Origin of the sequence: Rhodococcus sp. JVH1 (genome assembly GCF_000280725.2) — a bacterium.
In the GTDB taxonomy this organism is placed as follows: Bacteria; Actinomycetota; Actinomycetes; order Mycobacteriales; family Mycobacteriaceae; genus Rhodococcus_F; species Rhodococcus_F jostii_A.
In genome coordinates, this window is the sequence record NZ_CP166289.1 from 3,298,709 (window position 1) to 3,319,235 (window position 20,527).

The 20,527-nt window shown below is 67.6% G+C and carries 19 protein-coding genes; 14 read left to right on the forward strand and 5 right to left on the reverse strand.

Going from position 1 to position 20,527, the window contains the following annotated elements; translation table 11 throughout:
- Positions 1-206: 206 nt before the first annotated feature.
- Positions 207-1,289 carry an ABC transporter ATP-binding protein gene (locus tag JVH1_RS15060; protein ID WP_009477334.1) on the forward strand — a complete coding sequence of 361 codons (1,083 nt, stop codon included), beginning with the start codon at positions 207-209 and terminating at the stop codon, positions 1,287-1,289.
- Between the two features lie 2 nt (positions 1,290-1,291).
- On the opposite strand, the gene JVH1_RS15065 is transcribed toward JVH1_RS15060, so the two are convergent.
- Positions 1,292-2,308, reverse strand: coding sequence for a LacI family DNA-binding transcriptional regulator (locus JVH1_RS15065; protein ID WP_009477333.1), 1,017 nt, complete (start codon positions 2,306-2,308; stop codon positions 1,292-1,294).
- 183 nt (positions 2,309-2,491) lie between these two features.
- Between JVH1_RS15065 and JVH1_RS15070 the strand changes: the two genes are divergently transcribed.
- The 4 genes from JVH1_RS15070 to JVH1_RS15085 are packed head-to-tail and all read left to right on the forward strand — an operon-like array spanning position 2,492 to position 7,380.
- Positions 2,492-4,177 (forward strand): glycoside hydrolase family 13 protein, encoded by a 1,686-nt coding sequence (locus JVH1_RS15070; protein ID WP_009477332.1) that lies wholly within the window; start codon positions 2,492-2,494, stop codon positions 4,175-4,177.
- Positions 4,174-5,439 carry an ABC transporter substrate-binding protein gene (locus JVH1_RS15075; protein ID WP_009477331.1) on the forward strand — a complete coding sequence of 422 codons (1,266 nt, stop codon included), beginning with the start codon at positions 4,174-4,176 and terminating at the stop codon, positions 5,437-5,439. The genes JVH1_RS15070 and JVH1_RS15075 overlap by 4 nt, the downstream gene beginning before the upstream one ends.
- 12 nt (positions 5,440-5,451) lie before the next feature.
- On the forward strand, positions 5,452-6,489 hold the full coding sequence (locus tag JVH1_RS15080) for a carbohydrate ABC transporter permease (protein ID WP_009477330.1): 1,038 nt from the start codon (positions 5,452-5,454) through the stop codon (positions 6,487-6,489).
- Between the two features lie 3 nt (positions 6,490-6,492).
- A complete protein-coding gene (locus JVH1_RS15085) occupies positions 6,493-7,380 on the forward strand; it encodes a carbohydrate ABC transporter permease (protein WP_009477329.1) in 888 nt (295 codons plus the stop codon).
- 56 nt (positions 7,381-7,436) lie between these two features.
- Here JVH1_RS15085 and JVH1_RS15090 read toward each other — a convergent pair whose 3' ends face one another.
- Positions 7,437-8,393, reverse strand: coding sequence for an AraC family transcriptional regulator (locus tag JVH1_RS15090; RefSeq protein WP_371113091.1), 957 nt, complete (start codon positions 8,391-8,393; stop codon positions 7,437-7,439).
- A gap of 190 nt (positions 8,394-8,583) precedes the next feature.
- Here JVH1_RS15090 and JVH1_RS15095 point away from each other — a divergent pair, with 190 nt between their 5' ends.
- Genes JVH1_RS15095 through JVH1_RS15105 form a run of 3 tightly spaced genes read left to right on the forward strand, consistent with a single transcriptional unit; the run spans position 8,584 to position 11,797 of the window.
- Positions 8,584-10,044, forward strand: a complete 1,461-nt coding sequence (locus JVH1_RS15095; RefSeq protein ID WP_009477326.1) for an NAD(P)/FAD-dependent oxidoreductase — start codon at positions 8,584-8,586, stop codon at positions 10,042-10,044.
- Entirely contained in the window at positions 10,041-10,970 is a 930-nt protein-coding gene (locus JVH1_RS15100) for an alpha/beta hydrolase (protein ID WP_192817858.1), read from the forward strand. The genes JVH1_RS15095 and JVH1_RS15100 overlap by 4 nt, the downstream gene beginning before the upstream one ends.
- Positions 10,967-11,797, forward strand: a complete 831-nt coding sequence (locus tag JVH1_RS15105; RefSeq protein ID WP_009477324.1) for an SDR family oxidoreductase — start codon at positions 10,967-10,969, stop codon at positions 11,795-11,797. The genes JVH1_RS15100 and JVH1_RS15105 overlap by 4 nt, the downstream gene beginning before the upstream one ends.
- Before the next feature lie 18 nt (positions 11,798-11,815).
- Here JVH1_RS15105 and JVH1_RS15110 read toward each other — a convergent pair whose 3' ends face one another.
- On the reverse strand, positions 11,816-12,145 hold the full coding sequence (locus JVH1_RS15110; RefSeq protein ID WP_009477323.1) for an SHOCT domain-containing protein: 330 nt from the start codon (positions 12,143-12,145) through the stop codon (positions 11,816-11,818).
- A 16-nt stretch (positions 12,146-12,161) separates the two neighbouring features.
- Positions 12,162-12,611: a DUF6325 family protein gene (locus JVH1_RS15115; protein ID WP_009477322.1), complete on the reverse strand. Its 450-nt coding sequence runs from the start codon at positions 12,609-12,611 to the stop codon at positions 12,162-12,164.
- Between the two features lie 263 nt (positions 12,612-12,874).
- Between JVH1_RS15115 and JVH1_RS15120 the strand changes: the two genes are divergently transcribed.
- From JVH1_RS15120 to JVH1_RS15145, 6 genes are all read left to right on the forward strand, one after another.
- Positions 12,875-14,521: an MFS transporter gene (locus JVH1_RS15120; protein ID WP_009477321.1), complete on the forward strand. Its 1,647-nt coding sequence runs from the start codon at positions 12,875-12,877 to the stop codon at positions 14,519-14,521.
- A 39-nt stretch (positions 14,522-14,560) separates the two neighbouring features.
- Positions 14,561-15,769: a low temperature requirement protein A gene (locus JVH1_RS15125; RefSeq protein ID WP_009477320.1), complete on the forward strand. Its 1,209-nt coding sequence runs from the start codon at positions 14,561-14,563 to the stop codon at positions 15,767-15,769.
- A 116-nt stretch (positions 15,770-15,885) separates the two neighbouring features.
- Positions 15,886-17,136, forward strand: coding sequence for a molybdopterin-dependent oxidoreductase (locus JVH1_RS15130; RefSeq protein WP_009477319.1), 1,251 nt, complete (start codon positions 15,886-15,888; stop codon positions 17,134-17,136).
- A 1-nt stretch (position 17,137) separates the two neighbouring features.
- Complete coding sequence (locus JVH1_RS15135) at positions 17,138-17,650, forward strand: hypothetical protein (RefSeq protein WP_009477318.1); 513 nt, start codon at positions 17,138-17,140, stop codon at positions 17,648-17,650.
- A complete protein-coding gene (locus tag JVH1_RS15140) occupies positions 17,647-18,306 on the forward strand; it encodes a class I SAM-dependent methyltransferase (RefSeq protein ID WP_043780590.1) in 660 nt (219 codons plus the stop codon). The genes JVH1_RS15135 and JVH1_RS15140 overlap by 4 nt, the downstream gene beginning before the upstream one ends.
- Before the next feature lie 87 nt (positions 18,307-18,393).
- Positions 18,394-19,062, forward strand: coding sequence for a hypothetical protein (locus JVH1_RS15145; protein ID WP_009477316.1), 669 nt, complete (start codon positions 18,394-18,396; stop codon positions 19,060-19,062).
- A gap of 41 nt (positions 19,063-19,103) precedes the next feature.
- Here the strand turns inward: JVH1_RS15145 and JVH1_RS15150 are convergent, their stop codons facing one another.
- Entirely contained in the window at positions 19,104-20,516 is a 1,413-nt protein-coding gene (locus JVH1_RS15150; protein ID WP_009477315.1) for a hypothetical protein, read from the reverse strand.
- Between the last annotated feature and the right edge of the window lie 11 nt (positions 20,517-20,527).

Sequence of the window (20,527 nt, forward strand, 5' to 3'; positions counted from 1 at the left end):
CGAGTGAGGGGTGTCACGCTGACAGTAGAGGACCTTTGGATTTTCATCAATACACACTTCCGTCTTTCCGAGAACAAAGCCCGCTGGCCTCCAAGTGGACAAGAACTGTGATCTAGGCCATAGTTCTTCCTCGTCGGTGTCTGCCGGCACACCCCTAACACTCGGATCGTCCGGCACGTTCCTGCCGGTGGAGGGATTCATTTCTCATGGCAACAATCACCTATGACGGCGCGACCAGGCTCTTCCCCGGCTCGGACGTCCCGGCGGTCGATCAACTCGACCTGCACATCGAGGACGGCGAATTCCTCGTCCTCGTCGGCCCGTCCGGCTGCGGCAAATCCACCTCCCTGCGGATGCTCGCCGGACTCGAGGACGTCGACGGCGGCCAGATCCTGATCGGCGGCCGCGACGTCACGCACGCCGAACCCAAGGACCGCGACATCGCGATGGTCTTCCAGAACTACGCGCTCTACCCGCACATGACCGTCGCCGAGAACATGGGCTTCGCCCTCAAACTCGCAGGCACCGACAAAGCCGAGATCCGCAAGCGCGTCGGGGAAGCCGCCGACATGCTCGACCTCGGCGCCTACCTCGACCGCAAACCCAAGGCCCTCTCCGGCGGCCAGCGACAGCGGGTGGCGATGGGCCGCGCCATCGTCCGCCAACCCCAGGTGTTCCTGATGGACGAGCCGCTGTCGAACCTCGACGCGAAACTCCGGGTGCAGACCCGCACCCAGATCGCCCAGCTCCAGCGCCGACTCGGCACCACCACCGTCTACGTCACCCACGACCAAGTCGAGGCCATGACGATGGGCGACCGGGTCGCCGTCCTCAAGGGCGGCGTGCTGCAGCAGTGCGCGTCCCCCCGCGAGCTCTACCGCCGGCCCGCGAACGTCTTCGTCGCGGGATTCATGGGTTCACCGTCGATGAACCTGTTCACCGTGCCCGTCACCGACGGCGGGGTGCAGATCGGCGACCAGCTGGTTCCCGTTCCCCGCGACGCCCTCACCGCGGCGGGCGGGCGTGAGGTGATCTTCGGGATCCGGCCCGAGCACGTCGAGATCGCCGACTCCGGCGGACTGAAACTCGAGATCGACGTCGTCGAGGAACTCGGCTCCGAGGCATTCGTGTTCGGCCGCACCACTGTGGGCGGCCGGACCGAGAACCTGGTCGCACGGGTCGACTGGCGTAACCCACCCGAGAAGGGCCAGGTCGTGCACGTCCGCGTCGACGATGCACACGCGCACATCTTCGCCACCGACGCGGCGGGCGAGCGTCTCGTGCGCTGACGTCAGAGTTCCGGAGGGCGGGCGGTCGAGCCCCGAACCACCAGGTGGGTCGGGAGCACGACCGCCCGTTCCGCCGGTTCCCGTCCGCTGAGCAGTTCCACGACCGCCCGGCCGGCCGCCGCACCCTGCTCCCCGACCGGCTGCCGCACCGTGGTCAGGTCGGCCAGCTCGGCCGTCGGGTGATCGTCGATCCCGATCACCGACATCCCGGCCGGAACGGAAATCCCCGCACGTCGCAGCGTGCGCAACGCTCCGACGGCGACCTCGTCGGAATGACAGAACACCGCGGTGGGCACCTCGGCACGGCTGAGCAGCAGTTCCATGCCGCGCTCACCGCCCTCGATTCCCCAGGGAACGGTCGCCGTGCAGTCGTCGTCGAGTCCGGCGTCGGCGAGAGCGGCATGGAATCCCGCCACCCGGGCGATGTCGCCCTCCCAGTACTGACCCTCCGGGTCCACGGTGCGGATCATTCCGATCCGGGTGTGGCCGATCCTGATCAGGTGCCCGACGGCCTGACGCGCGGCCAGTTCGTCGTCGATCCGGACGGACGGGAACTCGCCGGCGTGCGCGCCGATGACGACGACGGTCACATCCATCTCCTCGAGCCGCGCCCGCTCCGGCCCGGTGAGAGGAAACGCCACGGCGATGACGGCATCGACCTTGCGGCGCAAGGGAAGCCGTTCGAAGAACGATTCGCGCTGGGACGACTCCTCGAGGCAGTACAGCAACACGTCCAGGTCCGCGGCGCGGAGTTCGTGTTCGATGCCGGCGAGAATCCGCGAGTAGAACCAGGCGTCGATCCACGGCACCACGACGGCCACCCGGCCCGTCGCGCCGCCCGACAGCTTCGACGCCTCGGGTGAGATGACGTACGCCAACTCGTCGGCGGCCCTCTGAATTCGCAGTCGGGTCGCTTCAGACACGCCGCGTTCGCCGCGCAACGCGCGCGAGACGGTGGCGATCGAGACTCCGGTGCGGCGCGCGACGTCGGCCATGTTGACGGACTGCTTGGGGATCACGTTCCTACAGTAAGCGAGTAACGCAAATATTTGCGTTGAATTCTCACAAGTTCCATGCCGATGTAGTGCGAAAAAGTAATCCCACCGCTCGAGTTGACAGCCCCCTGTGACGTGCCTCACGCTATTTACGCAAACGTTTACGCATCACATTCCTCCATCCCATCCCCCCACCGAGGAGATTCGATGACCCAGTCCGTGGAGTCGACCGCAACCACCGTCGCGAGCCGGCACCCAGAGGCCTGGTGGAAGACGGCCGTCGTCTACCAGGTCTACATCCGCAGCTTCGCCGACGGGAACGGCGACGGCATCGGCGACCTCACCGGCTTGCGTTCCAAGCTGCCCTACCTCGCCGACCTCGGCGTCGACGCCGTGTGGATCAATCCCTGGTACCCGTCGCCGATGGCGGACGCCGGCTACGACGTGGCCGACTTCCGCGACATCGAGCCGTCGTACGGCACGCTCGCGGAGGGTGAGGCGTTCATCGCCGAGGCCCACGAGCTCGGGATCCGCGTGATCCTCGACATCGTGCCCAACCACACCTCCAGCGAGCACCGCTGGTTCGAGGCCGCCCTCCGCGACGAGCCCGGAGCCCGCGACCGCTACATCTTCCGCCCCGGGCGCGGTCCGGCAGGCGACGAGCCGCCCAACGACTGGCAGAGCGCGTTCGGCGGTCCCGCGTGGAGCCGCCTGGACACCGGCGAGTGGTACCTGCATCTGTTCGCTCCCGCCCAGCCCGACCTCAACTGGGAGCACCCCGAGGTCCGGGCGGAGTTCGAGGACATCCTGCGCTTCTGGTTCGACAAGGGCGTCGACGGTTTCCGGATCGACGTCGCCCACGGCCTGGCCAAGGATCCCGCACTCCCCGATGCCGGTGAGCGCCTTCCCGGTTCGCAGCACACCGACCCCCACCCCGCGTGGGATCAGGATGCCGTCCACGAGGTGTACCGGGGCTGGCGGGCCGTCGCCAACACCTACGCCGACCGCGTCTTCGTCGCCGAGGCCTGGGTACCCGGCAACGACCGCCTGGCCCGCTACCTGCGGCCCGACGAGCTGCACACCGCGTTCCAGTTCGATTTCCTGCGCGCCCCTTGGCGTTCTGTGAGCATCCGCGCCGTGATCGACGACGCGCTCGAGCAGGCGGCGACCGTCGGCGCACCCGCCACGTGGGTGCTCTCCAACCACGACGTTCCCCGCACCGTCACCCGCTACTCGCGCTCGCAGCCCGACCACCTGGTCGAAACCGATTGGGAGCGGGCCCGCTGGGCGCTCGAGGAACCGAACCACGAACTGGGCCGGCGTCGTGCCCGCGCGGCCGCGCTGCTGCAGCTGGCGTTGCCTGGCACCGCATACATCTACCAGGGCGAGGAACTCGGACTGGAAGAGGTCGAGGACCTTCCCGACGAGGTCCGGCAGGATCCGACGTGGTTCCAGACCGGCTTCACCGACCGCGGCCGGGACGGCTGCCGGGTTCCGATCCCGTGGTCGAACGACGCAGTGCCGTACGGCTTCTCCCCGTTCGACGCGGAGGAGGACACGTGGCTTCCGCAGCCGGGACACTGGGCCCCGCACACCGCGGAAGCGCAGGCCGGCCACCCCGAGTCGTTCCTCACACTGTACCGCGAGGCGCTGGAACTGCGACGCGAATTCTTCGACACCCCGCATGCCGTCGAGTGGCTCGACACTCCCCGGGACGTGCTCGCGTTCGCCCGCGGGGCAGTGCAGTGCTGGGTGAACACCGGCACCGAACCGATCGCACTCCCCGAACGACTGACCGTCGTACTCGGTTCGGTCGCCGGCATCACCGGCGGGGTTCTTCCGTCCGACGCCGCGGTGTGGGTGTCGGAACCGGGCGCGGGTGAATCACGATGAAGCGCGTCGCCGCCGCCGCGGTGGCCGTCGGCGTCCTGTTCGCGGCGACGTCCTGCGCCGATCAGGGCATCGACGCAGCCGCGCAGGCGGAGAAGGAGAACCTGGATGGCCGCGGGCCCATCACCTACGTGCAGGGCAAGGACAACTCCAACGTCATCCGGCCGCTGATCGACGAGTGGAACGCCACCCATCCAGGCGAGGAGGTGACGTTCAAGGAGCAGTCCGACCAGGCAGACCAGCAGCACGAGGACCTGGTGCAGCACTTCCAGTCCCGCGACTCCGGGTACGACGTCGCCGTCGTCGACGTCGTGTGGACCGCCGAATTCGCGGCCCGCGGATGGCTGCAACCACTCGAGGGCCCGATGGCGATCGACACGTCCGGCCTGCTCCCCGCGACGGTCGCGGGGGCCACGTACGGGGACGTCCTGTATGCGGCTCCGCAGACCAGTGACGGCGCGCTGCTCTACTACCGCACCGACCTGCTGGATCATCCGCCCGCCACCTGGGACGAGCTCCTCGGCGCGTGCGGGACGGCGCAACACGCCGGAATCGGCTGCTACGCCGGGCAGTACGCCAAGTACGAGGGGCTGACCGTCAACGCGTCCGAGGCCATCAACACCGCGGGCGGGTCGATCCTCGGACCGGACGGCGTGACCCCGACGATGACCACCCCGGAAGCCAAGGCGGGGCTCCAATCGCTCGTCGACGCCTACCGTTCGGGTGCCATCCCCCGCGAGTCCGTCACGTTCCAGGAGGAGCAGGCACGGCAGGCGTTCCAGAGCGGCGACCTGCTGTTCATGCGCAACTGGCCGTACGCGTACAGCCTGATGGACGGTCAGGGCAGTTCCGCAGTGTCGGGCAAGTTCGCGGTGGCGCCGCTGCCGGGGAAGAGCGGGCCCGGTCACTCGACACTCGGCGGGCACAGCGCCGCGATCAACGTGTACTCCGAGCACAAGGCGACCGCCTCGGACTTCCTGAAGTTCTTCCTGGAGAAGAAGTCACAGGCATTCTTCCTCTCGCAGGGATCGCTCGCCCCCGTCCGCGCCGACGTCTACGACGACCCGGAGCTGATCGAGCAGTACCCGTACCTCCCCACGTTGAAGACGTCGATCGAGAACGCCGTGACCCGGCCGATCACCCCGTTCTATCCCGCGGTCACCCGGGCCGTGCAGAACAACGCCTACGCCGCGATCAAAGGCGAGAAGACGGTGGACCAGGCCGCCGCCGACATCCAGTCCGCGATCGCCGCGGCCGGGTCCTAGAGGAGACAGCCGATGACCGTTCACGAACTCTCGCTCGAGAAGACGCCCGCTCCCCCACATCGGGACGGCGCGAGATCCGGCGGACCGCAGGGCGCGCGACCGCGGAAGGGCCGCAGCAAGGCGGCGATGTTCCTGATCCTGCCGACCATGATCCTGCTGGGCATCGTGGTTCTGTACCCGGTGGTCAGCGCCATGGTGATGTCGCTGTTCAAGGACCCGACGATCGATCCCGCCACCGGCAAGTTCGTCGACCAGGGTTTCGCGGGTCTGTCGAATTACACGCACTGGCTGTTCCAGCGGTGCACCGACACGACCGGAGCGTCGGTGTCCTGCCCCGGCGGCACGCTGGGGTCGCTGTTCTGGCAGTCGATGTGGGTCACCGTGTTCTTCACCGTCGTCACCGTCGCCATCGAGGTCGCGCTGGGACTGTGGTTCGCCACCATCATGAACCGGGCGTTCCGCGGTCGTGCACTGCTGCGCACCAGCATCCTCGTGGCGTGGGCCATCCCGACCGCCGTCACCGCGAAGCTGTGGTACTTCGTCTTCGCCTACGACGGCATCGCCAACAAACTGCTCGGCACGGAGATCCTCTGGACCGGTGACACGTGGCCCGCCCGGTTCGCCGTCGTCATCGCCGACGCCTGGAAGACCACACCGTTCGTGGCGTTGCTGATCCTCGCCGGACTGCAGATGGTGCCCGCCGAGGTGTACGAGGCGGCGCGGATGGACGGCGCCAATGCGTGGCAACGGTTCCGGTCGATCACATTGCCCCTCATCAAGCCGGCCATTCTGGTGGCGGTCCTCTTCCGGGTGCTCGACGTCCTGCGGATCTACGACCTCCCGGCGATCCTCACCGGCGGCGGTGGCGGCGACGGCACCGCCACCACCACGCTGTCGATCCTGGTGATCGACCAGATGCGCCAGGGTTTCAACAGCGCGTCCGCCCTCTCCACGATCACGTTCCTGTTCATCTTCGCCGTCGCCTACGTACTGGTGAAGGTGATGGGCGTCAACGTGATCGACACCCAAGAGCAGCAGCGAAAGGCCTGATCCATGTCCACAGCAGTCGTCACACCGGGGATCCCCCGTGCCGCGGTGGCACGCCGGCGCCGGGCACCGTCGCTCGCCTCCATCCGCACCTACCTGGGCCTGGCGGTGATCGTCGTCTGGGGTCTGGCCCCCGTCTACTGGATGGTGGTCACCGCCTTCCGCCACTCCGACTACACGTTCGACACCACCCCGTGGCCCACCCACGTCACGCTGGAGAATTTCGCGAGCGTGTTCTCGACGGAGGCGGGCAACCACTTCGCCAGGGCACTCGTCAACAGCACGATCATCGGCGCCGTCACCACCGCGATCGGTCTGGTCGTCGGTGTCGGCACCGCGTACGCGCTGGCGCGACTGCACTTCCGGGGAAAGCACGTCGTCCTCGGAATCATCCTGGCGGCGTCGATGTTCCCGGGCGTCGCCGTCCTGACACCGCTGTTCCAACTGTTCACGTCGATGGGCTGGTTCGGCACATACCAGGCGCTGATCATCCCGAACATCTCGTTCGTGCTGCCCCTCACCATCTACACCCTCACCGCGTTCTTCAAGGAACTGCCGTGGGAACTCGAGGAGGCCGCCCGAATCGACGGGGCCAGCAGGCGGCAGGCCTTCCGAATGGTGTTGCTGCCCTTGGCCGCGCCGGGACTGTTCACCACCGCGATCCTCGCGTTCATCGCGTCGTGGAACGAGTACCTGATCTCCAGTCAGCTGTCCAACGACGTGACCCAGCCGGCCACCGTCGCCATCGCACAATTCGCGGGCAGCAAGCCGCACGAGGAGCCGTTCACGTCCGTGATGGCAGCGGGAACGGTCGTGACCATCCCGCTCGTCATCATCGTGCTGCTGTTGCAGCGCCGCATCGTGTCCGGCCTGACCGCCGGTGGCGTCAAGTAGCGCGTGCGGCTCCGCCGCCCGTGAGTACTTATTAACCGCCCGCGGTTAATAAGTACTCACGGGTGCAGGTCGGCCCGGTACTGCCTCGGCGTCTTCCCGAACCACCGCCTGCAGGAACGGTTGAGGGTGCTCTGTTCGGTATAGCCGAGCAGTCCCGCGATCTGGCCGAGATGAAATCCCGGTTCGGCGAGGTATCTCGCCGCCTGGGCGCGACGTTCCCGTTCGATGAGGTCCTGGCATCGCACACCCTCCTCGGCCAGCCGCCGTTGCAGCGTGCGCGGATGCATCGACAGTTGGTCGGAGATGGCCTCGGCGCTGCAGTGGCCGGTGGGCAGCAGACGCCGGGCCAACTCGGCCACGCGTTCGGACAGCGCCGCGGTGCTCGGCAGGTAATGCGTTTCCAGGTATTTCGTGGCGATGCGCCGGGTCTCCGGATCTGCGCTGTCGATCCGCCGGTCCGCCAGGACTCGGGGCAGTTCGAACCCGCACCACGTCTGACCGAACAGGACGGGGCAGTCCAGCGCGCCGCGGTAGGCGGCGTCCGACCCGAGTTGGTCGTGCACGAACGAGATCAGCGAGGGACGCGCGTCCGGGCCGCCGAGTAGCCGAAGGATGCGGACGCCGTTGGCCATCGCCAGCTCGTACCCCTGAGGCAGATAGGGCAGCGTCGGTTCCGTCATCTCGTAGACGAACCGGACGTCGCCTGCGGTGCGCGGCTCGACGGTCAGCTTCAGGGCGGGCGAGTGCACGTAGAAGTAGCGGGCGATCGCCTCGAATGCACCGTGCACGGTCTGCGCATTCCGCGCGATCACGGCGACGGGCCCGAGGATGTCCAAGCCCTGCCAGTGCGAGAGCCGGAGCCCGAAGTCCGGGCAGCCCAGGTCGGCGGCGCCGGCCTCCAGCACGTGCACGACCGCCTCGAACGACACGAACGCGTCCTCCTCGTGCTCGACTCCCGGTGGGATGTGGAAGCGCGCGAGGGACGACTCCGGGTCGGCGCCCAGCTCCCGCATCAGGTCGCCGTACCCCCAGAGGTTCGTGGCCCGGATCAGACTTCCCACGGGGTCAACTCTCCTCTCGCCGGAAACGATGTCGGGAAATGCTAAAAGCATGTCCGAAAGTGTCAAGACCTGTGACGTGGCACACAGTCATTCTGTTTGTACCCCATCCTGCGAATCCAGCAGGCAGAAGCGCGAGGAAGCCATGAGCACGACACATTTCGACGTTCTGATCATCGGTGCCGGACTGTCCGGCATCGGAACGGCCTGCCAGGTGACGGCCGAGTTCCCCCACAAGAGCATCGCGGTGCTGGAGCGCCGCGAGCGGCTGGGCGGTACGTGGGACCTGTTCCGCTACCCCGGTATTCGTTCCGACTCCGACATGTTCACGTTCGGCTACAAGTTCCGGCCGTGGCGTGACTCGAAGGTGCTCGCGGACGGTGCGTCGATCCGCCGGTACATCGCGGACACCGCGCGGGAGTTCGGCATCGAGGACAAGATCCGCTACGGCCTGAAGATCGTCGGGGCGGACTGGTCGACGACCGAGGAACGCTGGACGGTGACCGCCCTGCACGAGGCGACCGGCGACATCCGCACCTACACCTGCGGGTACCTGGTCAGCTGCACCGGCTACTACGACTACGACGCCGGCTACCTGCCGGACTTCCCGGGCACGGACCGATTCCGGGGCCGGTGCGTCCACCCACAGCAGTGGCCAGAGGACCTCGACTACACCGGTAAGAAGGTCGTCGTGATCGGCAGCGGCGCCACCGCCGTCACGCTGGTCCCGTCGATGTCCGGCGATGCAGAGCACGTGACCATGCTGCAACGCTCGCCGTCGTACATCTTCTCGATCCCCGCCCTCGACAAGATCTCCGAGGTGCTGGGCCGATTCCTGCCCGCCGAGTGGGTGTATTCGTTCGGCCGCAAGCGCAACATCGCTCTCCAGCGCGGGCTGTACCTGGCGTGCCGACGGTGGCCGCGGCAAATGCGCCGATTCCTGCTCTGGCAGGTGCGACGACGCCTCGGCCCCGGATTCGACATGAGCCACTTCACGCCGAACTACATGCCGTGGGACGAGCGCCTCTGCGCGGTGCCGGACGCGGACCTCTTCACCGCGCTGTCGTCGGGAGACGCGTCGATCGTCACCGATCACATCGACACGTTCACCGAGAAGGGCATCCTGCTGAAGTCGGGCCTGGAATTGGAGGCGGACGTCATCGTCACCGCCACCGGCCTGAAGATCCAGATGCTCGGCGGAATGGAACTCTCCGTGGACGGGCAGCCCCGTCCGCTGCACGGTCAGATGACCTACAAGGGCGTGCTCGTCGAGGGAATCCCCAACCTGGCATGGGTTTTCGGCTACACCAACGCGCCGTGGACCCTGAAGTCCGATATCGCGGGCGCCTACCTGTGCCGGCTCCTCCGGTACATGGACGAGGTCGGTCACACCGTCGCGACGCCCCGCGACGTCGAGAACTCCGCGATGGACATCGGCATGCTCGATCAGTTGCAGTCCGGGTACGTGCAGCGCGGTAAGGACGTCATGCCCCGCCAGGGGTCCGCGGAGCCGTGGAAGGTTCTCATGCACTACGAGAAGGACTCCACGATGCTCCTCGACGACCCTGTTCACGACGGAATTCTGCAGTTCGGGGCGCCGGCATGAGGAACGTCAGCCGAGGTGCCATCCGGGCCTGCCTGCGCAGCGCACGCCCCCTGTTCGCGTCCCACCGCGTGCCCGTCGGGGCGAAGCGCCTCATGGTCGAAATGGTGACGGCCGCCGCCCGCCCGCCTCGTGGCACCCGGTCCGAGCGCGACACGGTCGCCGGCGTCCCCGTCGTGCGGGTGCGGCCGGCGCACACCACCGGGGGGACGCTGATCTACCTCCACGGTGGCGGATACGCCCTCGGGAGCGCGAAGGGGTATCGCGGCCTGGTCACGCACCTCGCCGCGGCCGCCGGGACGACGGCGGTGATCCCCGACTACTCACGCTCACCGGAATCCCGCTATCCGATTGCCCTCGAGGAAATGGTCGCGGTCTACTCCCGGCTACTCGACGACGGACTCGACCCGGTCACCACCGTCGTCGCGGGCGATTCCGCCGGCGGCGGACTGACGCTGGCGCTCGCGACGGCACTGCGTGACCGCGGCCTCCCCGCCCCGGCCGCACTCGGCCTGATCTGCCCGTGGGCCGACCTCGCGATCGACGTCGACCGGTCGCGACCGGTGCTGCGCGATCCCCTGATCCTGCCGTCCATGACGGCCGAATGGGCCCCGCGCTATGCCGGACAGCACGATCCGAGATCACCCGGCATCTCCCCGGTGTACGGCGACATGACAGGTCTGCCGCCGATCGTCATGCACACGGCCGGCGACGATCCGATCTCCGTCGACGCGGAGAAGATCGAAGCAGCCGTCGCCGCTGCGGCGGGCGTCCTGCACCATCGCCGGTTCGACGACCTGTGGCACGACTTCCACCTCCAGGTCAGCCTCCTCGCCGAGGCACGCGAGGCGGTCACCGACCTCGGCGCGGCACTGCGCCGTCACATCCAGGAAATTCACCCCGACACAGCAAAGGTTGCATCCACATGAGCACGTTCGAAGGAAAAGTCGCCGTCGTCACCGGAGCAGGATCCGGCATCGGCCGGGCCCTCGCCCTCGATCTCGCGAAGAGGGGCGCAAGGCTCGCCCTCTCCGACGTCGATACCGTCGGACTCGCCGACACCGTCCGCCAGGCCAAGGCGCTGGGCGCGGAGGTCAGGTCCGACCGAATCGACGTCGCCGAACGGGAAGAGATGCTGGAATACGCAGACTCCGTCGTCGCAACGTTCGGCACCGTCCACCAGGTCTACAACAACGCCGGCATCGGCTACAACGGCAACGTCGAGAAGTCCGAGTTCAAGGACATCGAGCGGATCATGGACGTCGACTTCTGGGGCGTCGTCAACGGGACCAAAGCCTTTCTGCCACATCTGATCGCGTCCGGCGACGGGCACGTCGTCAGCATCTCGAGCCTGTTCGGGCTGATCGCCGTGCCGGGCCAGAGCGCCTACAACGCCGCGAAATTCGCCGTGCGCGGCTTCACCGAGTCGCTGCGGCAGGAGATGCTGATCGCCAAGCACCCCGTCGAGGTGACGTGCGTGCATCCCGGAGGCATCAAGACCGCCGTGGCCCGCAACGCCACTGTCGCCGAGGACGAGGACGCACAGACCTTCGCGGACTTTTTCGACAAGCGGCTGGCCCTGCACTCGCCGGAGATGGCCGCGAAGACGATCCTCGACGGAGTCCGCAAGGGGAAAGCCCGGGTGATCATCGGCTGGGAGGCGAAGGCCCTCGACGTACTGGCCCGCGTCATCGGGTCGTCGTATCAGCGGGTGGTCGCCACCGGCTTCGCGACCTTCATGCCGTGGATGAAGTAGGCGACTGCCGGGGTCGTCCTAGGACGCCAGGATCTTTGCCTTCTCGGCGTTGAATTCGGCTTCGGTGAGCACACCTTGCGCTCTGAGTTCTCCGAGATCCTTCAGAGCGGCGATCCGGTCGACGCTCCCTCCTCCCGCGGAGGGGGTGGGGGCGGCCTGCGGCGGGGGTGCCTGGGCGTAGGCCGGGGCCTCGTTCTGCGGGGCTTGCGGTTGCTGCTGTGGTTGCTGTTGCGGTTGCTCTTTCGCCGCCCACCGCTGGCCTTGACGTCGAGACACTCGATTCGACACGGAGGTGGCGGTTCCGGCGATGACGGCGGTGCGGGCGATCCCGCGGAGGAGTCCGGGCATGATGTTGTCCTCGGTTTCAGTTTCTGGCTTCGAGCGCGTCGAGTGACGCCAGGATGCCCTGCACGGGGATGCGGCCCGACGCCACGAGTTGCGCTCCGCTGCGACGCAGGGCGGTTGCGAGCGGTGCGGCCCAACTGTTCTCGTAGACCAGTACCGCGGCCGAGGCACCCGGCTCGAGCACGGATCCGGCGTCGGCGATGTCCGTCAGGTCGAGCAGGCCGGTCGAGGCCTCGGCGAAGAGCGACACATCGATATCGCCCTCGAGTCCGACATCGACGACGTCGATCGCCACGACGGAGCCGTCCGCTTCCTTGCGTAGGAAGACCAGGTCGAGCACTCGCACGGTGCCCTGCTCGACGAGTTCGCGGAGGATCGCCAACGCTGATCCATCCGGTCTTCGGTCGGCAGGGAACTCCACCACGAGATAATCGATGGGTCCGCTATCCTCCGGGTCGATATCGTTCACCGGAAAACCTCTCTTCGTGCATGCCGAGGGATCCGCGGATGTCACCCCGGATCAGGGCTTGGTCACAATAATCCGGGATCCCCCACGAGAATTCCGGCCATTCTCCGAGCATAATCCGGTTCGAGACCGTCTCACGAGCTTTCACCCTGTTCGGATGATTTTCGTGGTCTGCCTCCATGCGACGCTGAGGACGACCTTCCCCAGCGACAGCCCACGGAAGTGTTCACCGAAACGAGTCTCGAGATGCCCCAGGAAAGGCCGTCGTGAGTCCAGGCAAAGAGTCGGTCGCGGTCGCCGGGTCCGGTCTGGTGCTCACGGTGCTGGCGTCCAGCCAGTTTCTGATGACATTGGACAGCTCCGTGATGAACGTGTCCATGGCGACGGTCGCGTCGGATCTGGGCACCACGATCACCGGCATCCAGACGGCCATCACGTTGTACACGCTCGTCATGGCGACGCTGATGATCACCGGCGGCAAGATCGGCACCATCCTCGGTCGTCGCAAGGCGTTCGCTCTCGGCCTGATCGTCTACGGCGCGGGCTCGCTCACCACGGCGCTGTCTCCCAACCTGGCGGTGCTGCTGATCGGATGGTCCCTGTTGGAAGGGATCGGCGCCGCGCTGATCATGCCCGCGATCGTCGCCCTCGTCGCGGCGAACTTCGCGCCCGAAAGGCGTCCCGCCGCCTACGGTCTGGTGGCCGCGGCCGGTGCGATGGCGGTTGCCGCCGGACCCCTCATCGGCGGTGCGGTGACCACGTTCGCGTCGTGGCGGTATGTCTTCGCCGGCGAGGTGGTGATCGTCCTCCTCATCCTGCTGGTGCTCCGACGCATTAACGACGTTCCACCGGCGAAGGTGCGCCTCGACCTGGTCGGATCGGCGCTGTCGGTGGTGAGCCTCGGGATGATCGTGTTCGGCGTCCTCCGCTCGAGCGAGTGGGGCTGGGTGCAGGCCAAGCCCGGTGGAACTGCGATCGCGGGACTGTCGCCGGTCGTGTGGCTGGTGCTCGGTGGTCTCCTGGTGCTCTACGGGTTCCTGCGGTGGGAAGCCCATCTCGCCGACACCGGCGGCGAGCCGCTGATCGACCCCCGGCTGCTGCGGAACCGGCAGCTCGCCGGCGGGCTCAGCATGTTCTTCGCCCAGTTCACCGTCCAAGCGGGCGTGTTCTTCACCGTCCCCCTTTTCCTGTCCGTTGTGCTCGAACTCGACGCGCTCCAGACCGGGATCCGGCTCATCCCGCTGTCTGTCGCACTGCTGCTGGCTGCTGCCGGTATCCCCAAAGTCCGGCCCGAGGCCAACCCGCGCAGGGTGGTCCGGTTCGGTCTGGCGTCCATGATCGTCGGCATCCTGTTCCTCGTGGCCGGGATGGACCCCGGGGCCAACGCCGGCGTCGTGGCCGTTCCGATGCTGCTGATGGGTCTCGGGCTCGGTGCACTGGCCTCCCAACTCGGCGCGGTCACGGTCTCGGCCGTCCCCGACTCGCAGAGCGCCGAGGTCGGCGGGCTGCAGAACACCGCCACCAACCTCGGCGCGTCCCTGGGGACGGCGCTCATCGGATCGGTGCTCATCGCGACCCTGAGCACCTCGATCGTCGCGGGGATCCAAGCCGATCCCGACGTTCCGCAGTCGGTCCAAGAGCGGGCGACCACCGAACTGGCGAGCGGTGTCCCGTTCCTCTCCGACACTCAACTGGCGGCGGCCCTGGAGGAGGCGTCGGTACCCGACGCCACCGCCCAGGACATCCTCGACATCAATTCCGACGCGCGACTCGAGGCACTCCAGGTGGCGTACGCCGTCACCGCGCTGCTCGCCATCGCGGCGTTGTTCTTCACCGGGCGGATCCCCCGCACCCCCGTCGGCACCCCCGAACGAAAGGCTGAGCCCGACCCCACGGATCGTCGCAGTTCGTAGGACTTTCCCGCGTCGCCGTCCGGTGGCAGCATTCTCCCCGTGACCTTTGCCCATCGTTTGCGTCCCCGTCTCGTCGAAGAACGAGCGTCGGTGTCGCCGCTCGAACTGTTCTTCGACCTCGTCTTCGTGTTCGCCCTCACCCGCGTCACCGATCTGATGGCCGAGGACCCCACCGGGGTGAACCTGCTGCGCGGCGCACTGGTGATGGCCGTCCTGTGGTGGAGCTGGGTGGGGTACGCCTGGCTCTGCAACCTCGTGCGCGCCGACGAGGGCATCGTGCGGGTGGTGATGTTCGGCGCGATGGGCGCCATGTTCGTCACCGCCCTGACGATCCCCGAGGCGTTCGACGATCTGCCCGGCGGACTCGACGGCCCCGTCATCTTCGCCCTCGGCTACTTCGTCGTCCGCCTGCTGCACCTGGTGATGTTCTGGGTCATCAGCCGCACCGACCCCCAGCTGCGCGGTCAGGTGCTGCGGTTCGCGCCGAGCATGGTGACCGGCACCGTGTTCCTGCTCATCGCATCGCAGCTCACCGGCACGGCGCAGACCGTGATGTGGATCCTCGCCCTCGCCGGCGACTACATCGGCACCCTGATCGGCGGCACCGACTGGCGGCTGCGGTCGATCAGCCACTTCGCCGAACGACACGGCCTCATCATCATCGTCGCGCTCGGCGAGTCGATCGTCTCGATCGGCATCGGCGTCGCGAGCCTGCCGATCTCCTGGGCGATCATCGTCGCCTCGTTGCTGGGACTCGCGGTGTCGGGGCTGCTGTGGTGGTCGTACTTCGACGTCACGTCGCTGGCCGTCGAGCACGCCTTCGAGGAGGCCACCGGTGCGCGTCAGATCAAGATCGCCCGCAACTGCTACAGCTTCCTGCACCTGCCGATGGTGATCGGGATCGTGATGCTGTCGCTCGGCCTGAAGAAGATCCTGTCGTACGTCGGCGACGGCAACCATCACCGGCTCACCGACCCGCTGTACGGCTGGCCGCTGATCGCACTGTTCGGTGGCGCGGCGCTGTACGTTCTCGCGCTGGTCGCGTTCAAGGCGTACGCGACGAGGTCGGTCACCGTGCCGCGCGTCGTGACGGCGGTCGTCCTGATCGCGCTCCTCCCCGTCGTCTGGCACATCCCGGCCCTCGCCACACTGGGTGTGCTCACCGCGGTCCTGCTCGCGATGATCGGATACGAAATGGTCCGGTACGACCAGCCCCGCGACGAGATCCGGCACGGCGCGCACCCGTGAGTACTTGTTAACCTCCCGCGGTTAACAAGTACTCACGGGCGGAGCAGTCCTGGACGGCGGCGGCACCGAATTACCTCTGAGGCTCGAGATGATCGAGCCGGAGGGATTGATACACCATGACCGACCACTCTCGCGGCCCACGATTACGCAGTCCACTGCGCGGATCGTGGCTGACCTCCGTATTCGGCCTCGTCCTGCTGATCGGACTTCCGGTTGTCATCGTCACGGGACTGCTCTCCTACATCGCGTACGGTCCGCAGTTCGGGCAGGCCCGTCCCGGCGACGTCGGGTGGCTGCACCTTCCGTACTTCGCGTGGCCCACCCGGCCGTCGTGGTTGTACCGGCTCACGCAGGGGTTGCATGTCGGGCTCGGACTGATCCTGGTGCCGGTCGTCCTCGCCAAGCTGTGGTCGGTGATCCCGAAACTGTTCGTGTTTCCGCCGGTGCGGTCGCCGGCGCAGGCGCTCGAACGTCTGTCGCTGATCGCCCTGGTCGGCGGTGCGCTGTTCGAGATCATCACCGGGGTCCTGAACATCCAGTACGACTACATCTTCGGCTTCGACTTCTACACGGCCCACTACTGGGGCGCGTGGGTCTTCATCGCCGGGTTCGTGACGCACACGACCCTGAAGGTGCCGGTGATGGTGAGGTCGCTGCGTTCCCGGTCTTTCCGTCGAATGCTGCGCACCTCCCGCGCGGACACGCGCCCCGAACCGCCGGACGAGAACGGCCTCGTGGCCGAAGACCCCACCTCGCCCACGATCAGCCGCCGCGGCGCCCTCGCCCTGGTCGGGGGCGGCGCCGCGCTGGTCGCCGTCCTGTCGGTCGGGCAGACCACCGGCGGGTTCCTGCGCAATGCCGCACTGCTCCTCCCCCGGGGTCGCTCGTACGGCGACGGTCCCAACGACTTTCAGATCAACCGCACCGCCGCGGCCGCGCAGGTCACCCTGGAGCAGATCGGCGACACCTGGCGGCTCTCGGTGACGGGTGGCGCGGAACCCGTGCAGCTGAGCCGAAGTCAGCTGCGCGCAATGCCGTCGCACACCGCGACTCTTCCGATCGCGTGCGTCGAGGGATGGTCCACCACCGAGACATGGACGGGCGTGCGACTGCGTGACCTCGCGGACGCTGCCGGGGTGACGGATTTCGCCTCGGCGAAGGTGACGTCGCTGGAACGGTCCGGGGCGTTCAATCAGGCGGTGCTCACGTCCGATCAGGTGCGCGACGCCGATGCCCTGCTCGCGCTGGAGGTCAACGGCGCGGACCTGTCCCTCGACCACGGCTACCCCGCCCGGATCATCGTTCCCGCCCTGCCCGGTGTCCACAACACCAAGTGGGTGCAGGCCATCGAATTCCGGGAGGCGTGAGATGCGCCGATTCGCCCGCTTCTACGGCGCCGACCCGCTGCATCTGCTGGCGGTGCTGTTCACGTTCGCCCTCGTCGGATATGCGGTGGCGGTGGTGGGTCCGCAGAATCTGTGGAATCAGGACGTGTGGTGGAAGTCCATCGCCGTGTGGTTCCTCGGCGCGGTGATCGCGCACGACCTGGTGTTGTTCCCTCTGTACGCGCTCGCGGACCGGTCCCTGACGTCCGGGCTGAATGCGATGCGGGGCAGACGAATTCCACGACCGCGGTCGGTCTCGGCGCTCAACTACATTCGCGTGCCGGCGCTCGCATCCGGTCTTACGCTGCTGCTGTTCCTGCCGGGAATCATCGAGCAGGGCGCCGACGCGTATCTCGCTGCGACGGGGCTGACGCAGGAACCGTTCCTCGAACGCTGGCTGCTGCTCACCGCCGTGTTCTTCGCGGTGTCCGCCGTCGCCTACGCCATGCGACTCGCGTTGTCCCGCAAGACTGGTGACACGGTACGCGGCTCATGAGGAGAACCGACGTCTCCACGGACCTCCTGATGCGGCGCGCGTCGGCGGGTCTCCCGTGCTGGGTGCGCGACGCACGGGGGATGCGTCGCCCCCTGCCGGTGGGCCGGTGGATGGGCGGGGACGCATCCACCCTCTCCGATCGGGTCGCGGACCGCGTGATGCTCACCGGGTGCCACGGCGCCACCGTGGACCTCGGATGCGGACCGGGCCGCCTCACCGCGGCGCTCGTCTCGGCCGGCGTCTCGGCGCTGGGCGTCGACTCGTCGTTCACGGCAGTCCAACTCACGATCCGCCGCGGCGGCCTCGCGCTGCACCGGAACCTGTTCGCGCCGCTTCCACGGTCCGGACACTGGGACCGGGTGCTGCTCGCCGACGGCAACATCGGCATCGGCGGAGACCCGGTGCGGATCCTGCGCCGCGCGCGAGAACTGTTGCAACCACACGGAATTGTGATCGCCGAGGTGGATCCACCGACCACGACAGGAGTTCGTCACGAACTACTGCGCTGGGAGACCGAGCATCTCGCCGGCGAATGGTTCGCCTGGGCGAGTGTGGGTGTCGCGGCGGTGTCCGGGGTCGCACGCGCCGCCGGGCTGAGCGTGATCGATGTTCTGCAGCACGCGAATCGGTACTTCGTGCGGATGGAATGGGTGTAAAGAGCTCCAATCCGCCGGCGAGGTCGCACCGAATACCTAGTGAACATCCACCCATCCCCTTCCTCCCGGAAAGGTTGTTTGATCATCATGTCGAACTATCGAAAAGCACTCGTAGCGGCGGCCATCGGCACCCTGGCCCTGACCCCGCTGGCGGCGTGTTCGAGCAACGACTCGAATGCGTCGTCGAATGTGAGCGCAGCAGCATCCACGCAACCCGCACCCGTCGCCCAGGTCGACAACCTGACCGGGGTGAGTACCGCCGTCGCACTGGATTCCGGCTTCACCGGGGCCCTGACGACGCTCGGCCTCACACCCGGAGTGGTGGGTACGGCGGCCCTCGCCGACGGATCGGTCAGCTTCCCGATCACCGGCGGCAACGTGAAGTACTGGGAGCCGGGCACGGTCGACCCCTACGTACAGGGCGAGATCATGCACGACGGCAGCGGATTGTCGCTGGCGGCGCCCGGCACCGTCGTCGAACTCACCGATTTCGCGATCGACCCGGGCACGTCGCTCCTCACCGGCGACGTGAGCGTCAACGGTGCGTCCGCGGCCACCGATGCGGTGTTGTTCGATCTCAACGGCCGCACGTTGAAGCCGCTGCAGACAGGGCCGAACGACACCGCGATCCTGCAGGGTACCGAGGTCAAGATCTCGGAGGACGCGGCCGGACTGCTGAACGAGACGTTCAAGACCGACGCCGTGAAGCCGGGGTTGCTGGTCGGAATCGCCACCATCACGATCGCGACCAAGTGACCGTCTGCCCCCCCCGAACGGCACCTCGGATGCGCCGGCCGTCACCAGTTCGTGAACAGCAGATGGTTGACGGCCAGCGCACCGGCGGCCTGCACTGCGAGCCAGAACCGATGGCTTCCGCGCGGCAGGAGTGCGGGGGCGGCGAGAAGCCACACTTCGAACGGCAACCAGATCCGCTCGGTCTCCGCCTTGCTCAACGCGCTCAGATCGGCGATCACCACCGCCGCCAGCGCGGAGAGCACGAGGACGGGAACCGGCGACAGTGCCCGCACCTGCGTCCAGGCGAACGCCCGGGGCAGTGCGGCGGGCACGGCCAACCCCACCGCGCAGACGAGCGACGCGAAGTTGGCCCAGCCCCAGTAGGCGAAGGGACGATCCGATGCGATGCCCTGGTAGTACCGTTCCTGCACCAGCTGGTAGCCGTCGAACCACCAGAATCCGTACAGCGTGAACACGGCCGCCACCGCGAGTGCACCGGCCAGGGCGCCGACCAGCGGGCGGGCCGTGCGCCCGATCATCAGAACGGCGACCGCCGGGATCGCCATCAGCGTGAGGCCGTAGCTGAGGTAGACACCGAATCCGAGCAGCACACCCGCCGCCACCGCGACGAGCGCGAGGACCGGGACGGTACGAGTCGCCGAGAGGGCCAGCAGGGCGATCCCCCACGCCACCACGCCGGCGAACAGTGCGTCCGCCGACACCGCCACCCAGATCGCGGCGGGTGCGAGGACGAGGAACGGGGCCGCGCGACGAGCCATGGCCTCGTCACCGAGCGCACGGACGGCGACGATCACGGCGGCACCGGCGCTGGATCCGACCGCGACGCACAGCGCGGACGCCCAGGCGCCGCCGTCGAGTCCGATCCGGTCGAGCCAGACGAACGTCAGGAGCGCACCGGGCGGATGTCCGGACACGTGCGTGGTCCACGAATCGGGCTGCAGGTCCAGGATTCGTCCCGCAAAACCGCGCAGCGTCGCGGGGATGTCCGTGACACGAGGAACCTCGTGGAGATACTCGTCGGTCGAGGTCAGGCGCCGAGCGAACCCACGCTGCCAGCCGTCGACCAGCGCGAGCGCCATCGCCCACAGGGCGGACGCGAGCCACACTCCCACGGTGAGACGACGCCACGCCAGCCTCTGCGCCAGGCCCGGCCCCCACGACACGACCGCGACCGCGACGGCGACGGCGACGGGCGTCCCCCACCCGAAGTGCACGTCGCGGAATCCGAACAGCGGCGCGGCGTCCGCGAAGTCCCGCACGCTCTCCGCGGTGCGGTGGACGATGGGTGTGATCGTCTCGTTTCCCAGGCGCGGGACGACGAACGCGACCACCACCAGGATCAGGGCGAGTGCGGTGCCCACGACGTCGCAGTACCGGAAATTCCGCTCCTCGGCGCGCTGCGGGGATCCGATGACGTCATCTCCTTCGGCGAAAGTCGCACTCGCGCCCAGCATAACGACGGAGG

Excerpts from the sequence above, each read along its gene's own strand:
- JVH1_RS15060 (WP_009477334.1), top strand. The coding sequence starts at position 207 with ATGGCAACAATCACCTATGACGGCGCGACCAGGCTCTTCCCCGGCTCG.
- JVH1_RS15070 (WP_009477332.1), top strand. The coding sequence starts at position 2,492 with ATGACCCAGTCCGTGGAGTCGACCGCAACCACCGTCGCGAGCCGGCAC.
- JVH1_RS15075 (WP_009477331.1), top strand. The coding sequence starts at position 4,174 with ATGAAGCGCGTCGCCGCCGCCGCGGTGGCCGTCGGCGTCCTGTTCGCG.
- JVH1_RS15080 (WP_009477330.1), top strand. The coding sequence starts at position 5,452 with ATGACCGTTCACGAACTCTCGCTCGAGAAGACGCCCGCTCCCCCACAT.
- JVH1_RS15085 (WP_009477329.1), top strand. The coding sequence starts at position 6,493 with ATGTCCACAGCAGTCGTCACACCGGGGATCCCCCGTGCCGCGGTGGCA.
- JVH1_RS15090 (WP_371113091.1), bottom strand. The coding sequence starts at position 8,393 with ATGCGGGAGCTGGGCGCCGACCCGGAGTCGTCCCTCGCGCGCTTCCAC.
- JVH1_RS15095 (WP_009477326.1), top strand. The coding sequence starts at position 8,584 with ATGAGCACGACACATTTCGACGTTCTGATCATCGGTGCCGGACTGTCC.
- JVH1_RS15100 (WP_192817858.1), top strand. The coding sequence starts at position 10,041 with ATGAGGAACGTCAGCCGAGGTGCCATCCGGGCCTGCCTGCGCAGCGCA.
- JVH1_RS15105 (WP_009477324.1), top strand. The coding sequence starts at position 10,967 with ATGAGCACGTTCGAAGGAAAAGTCGCCGTCGTCACCGGAGCAGGATCC.
- JVH1_RS15110 (WP_009477323.1), bottom strand. The coding sequence starts at position 12,145 with ATGCCCGGACTCCTCCGCGGGATCGCCCGCACCGCCGTCATCGCCGGA.
- JVH1_RS15130 (WP_009477319.1), top strand. The coding sequence starts at position 15,886 with ATGACCGACCACTCTCGCGGCCCACGATTACGCAGTCCACTGCGCGGA.
- JVH1_RS15135 (WP_009477318.1), top strand. The coding sequence starts at position 17,138 with ATGCGCCGATTCGCCCGCTTCTACGGCGCCGACCCGCTGCATCTGCTG.
- JVH1_RS15140 (WP_043780590.1), top strand. The coding sequence starts at position 17,647 with ATGAGGAGAACCGACGTCTCCACGGACCTCCTGATGCGGCGCGCGTCG.
- JVH1_RS15145 (WP_009477316.1), top strand. The coding sequence starts at position 18,394 with ATGTCGAACTATCGAAAAGCACTCGTAGCGGCGGCCATCGGCACCCTG.
- JVH1_RS15150 (WP_009477315.1), bottom strand. The coding sequence starts at position 20,516 with ATGCTGGGCGCGAGTGCGACTTTCGCCGAAGGAGATGACGTCATCGGA.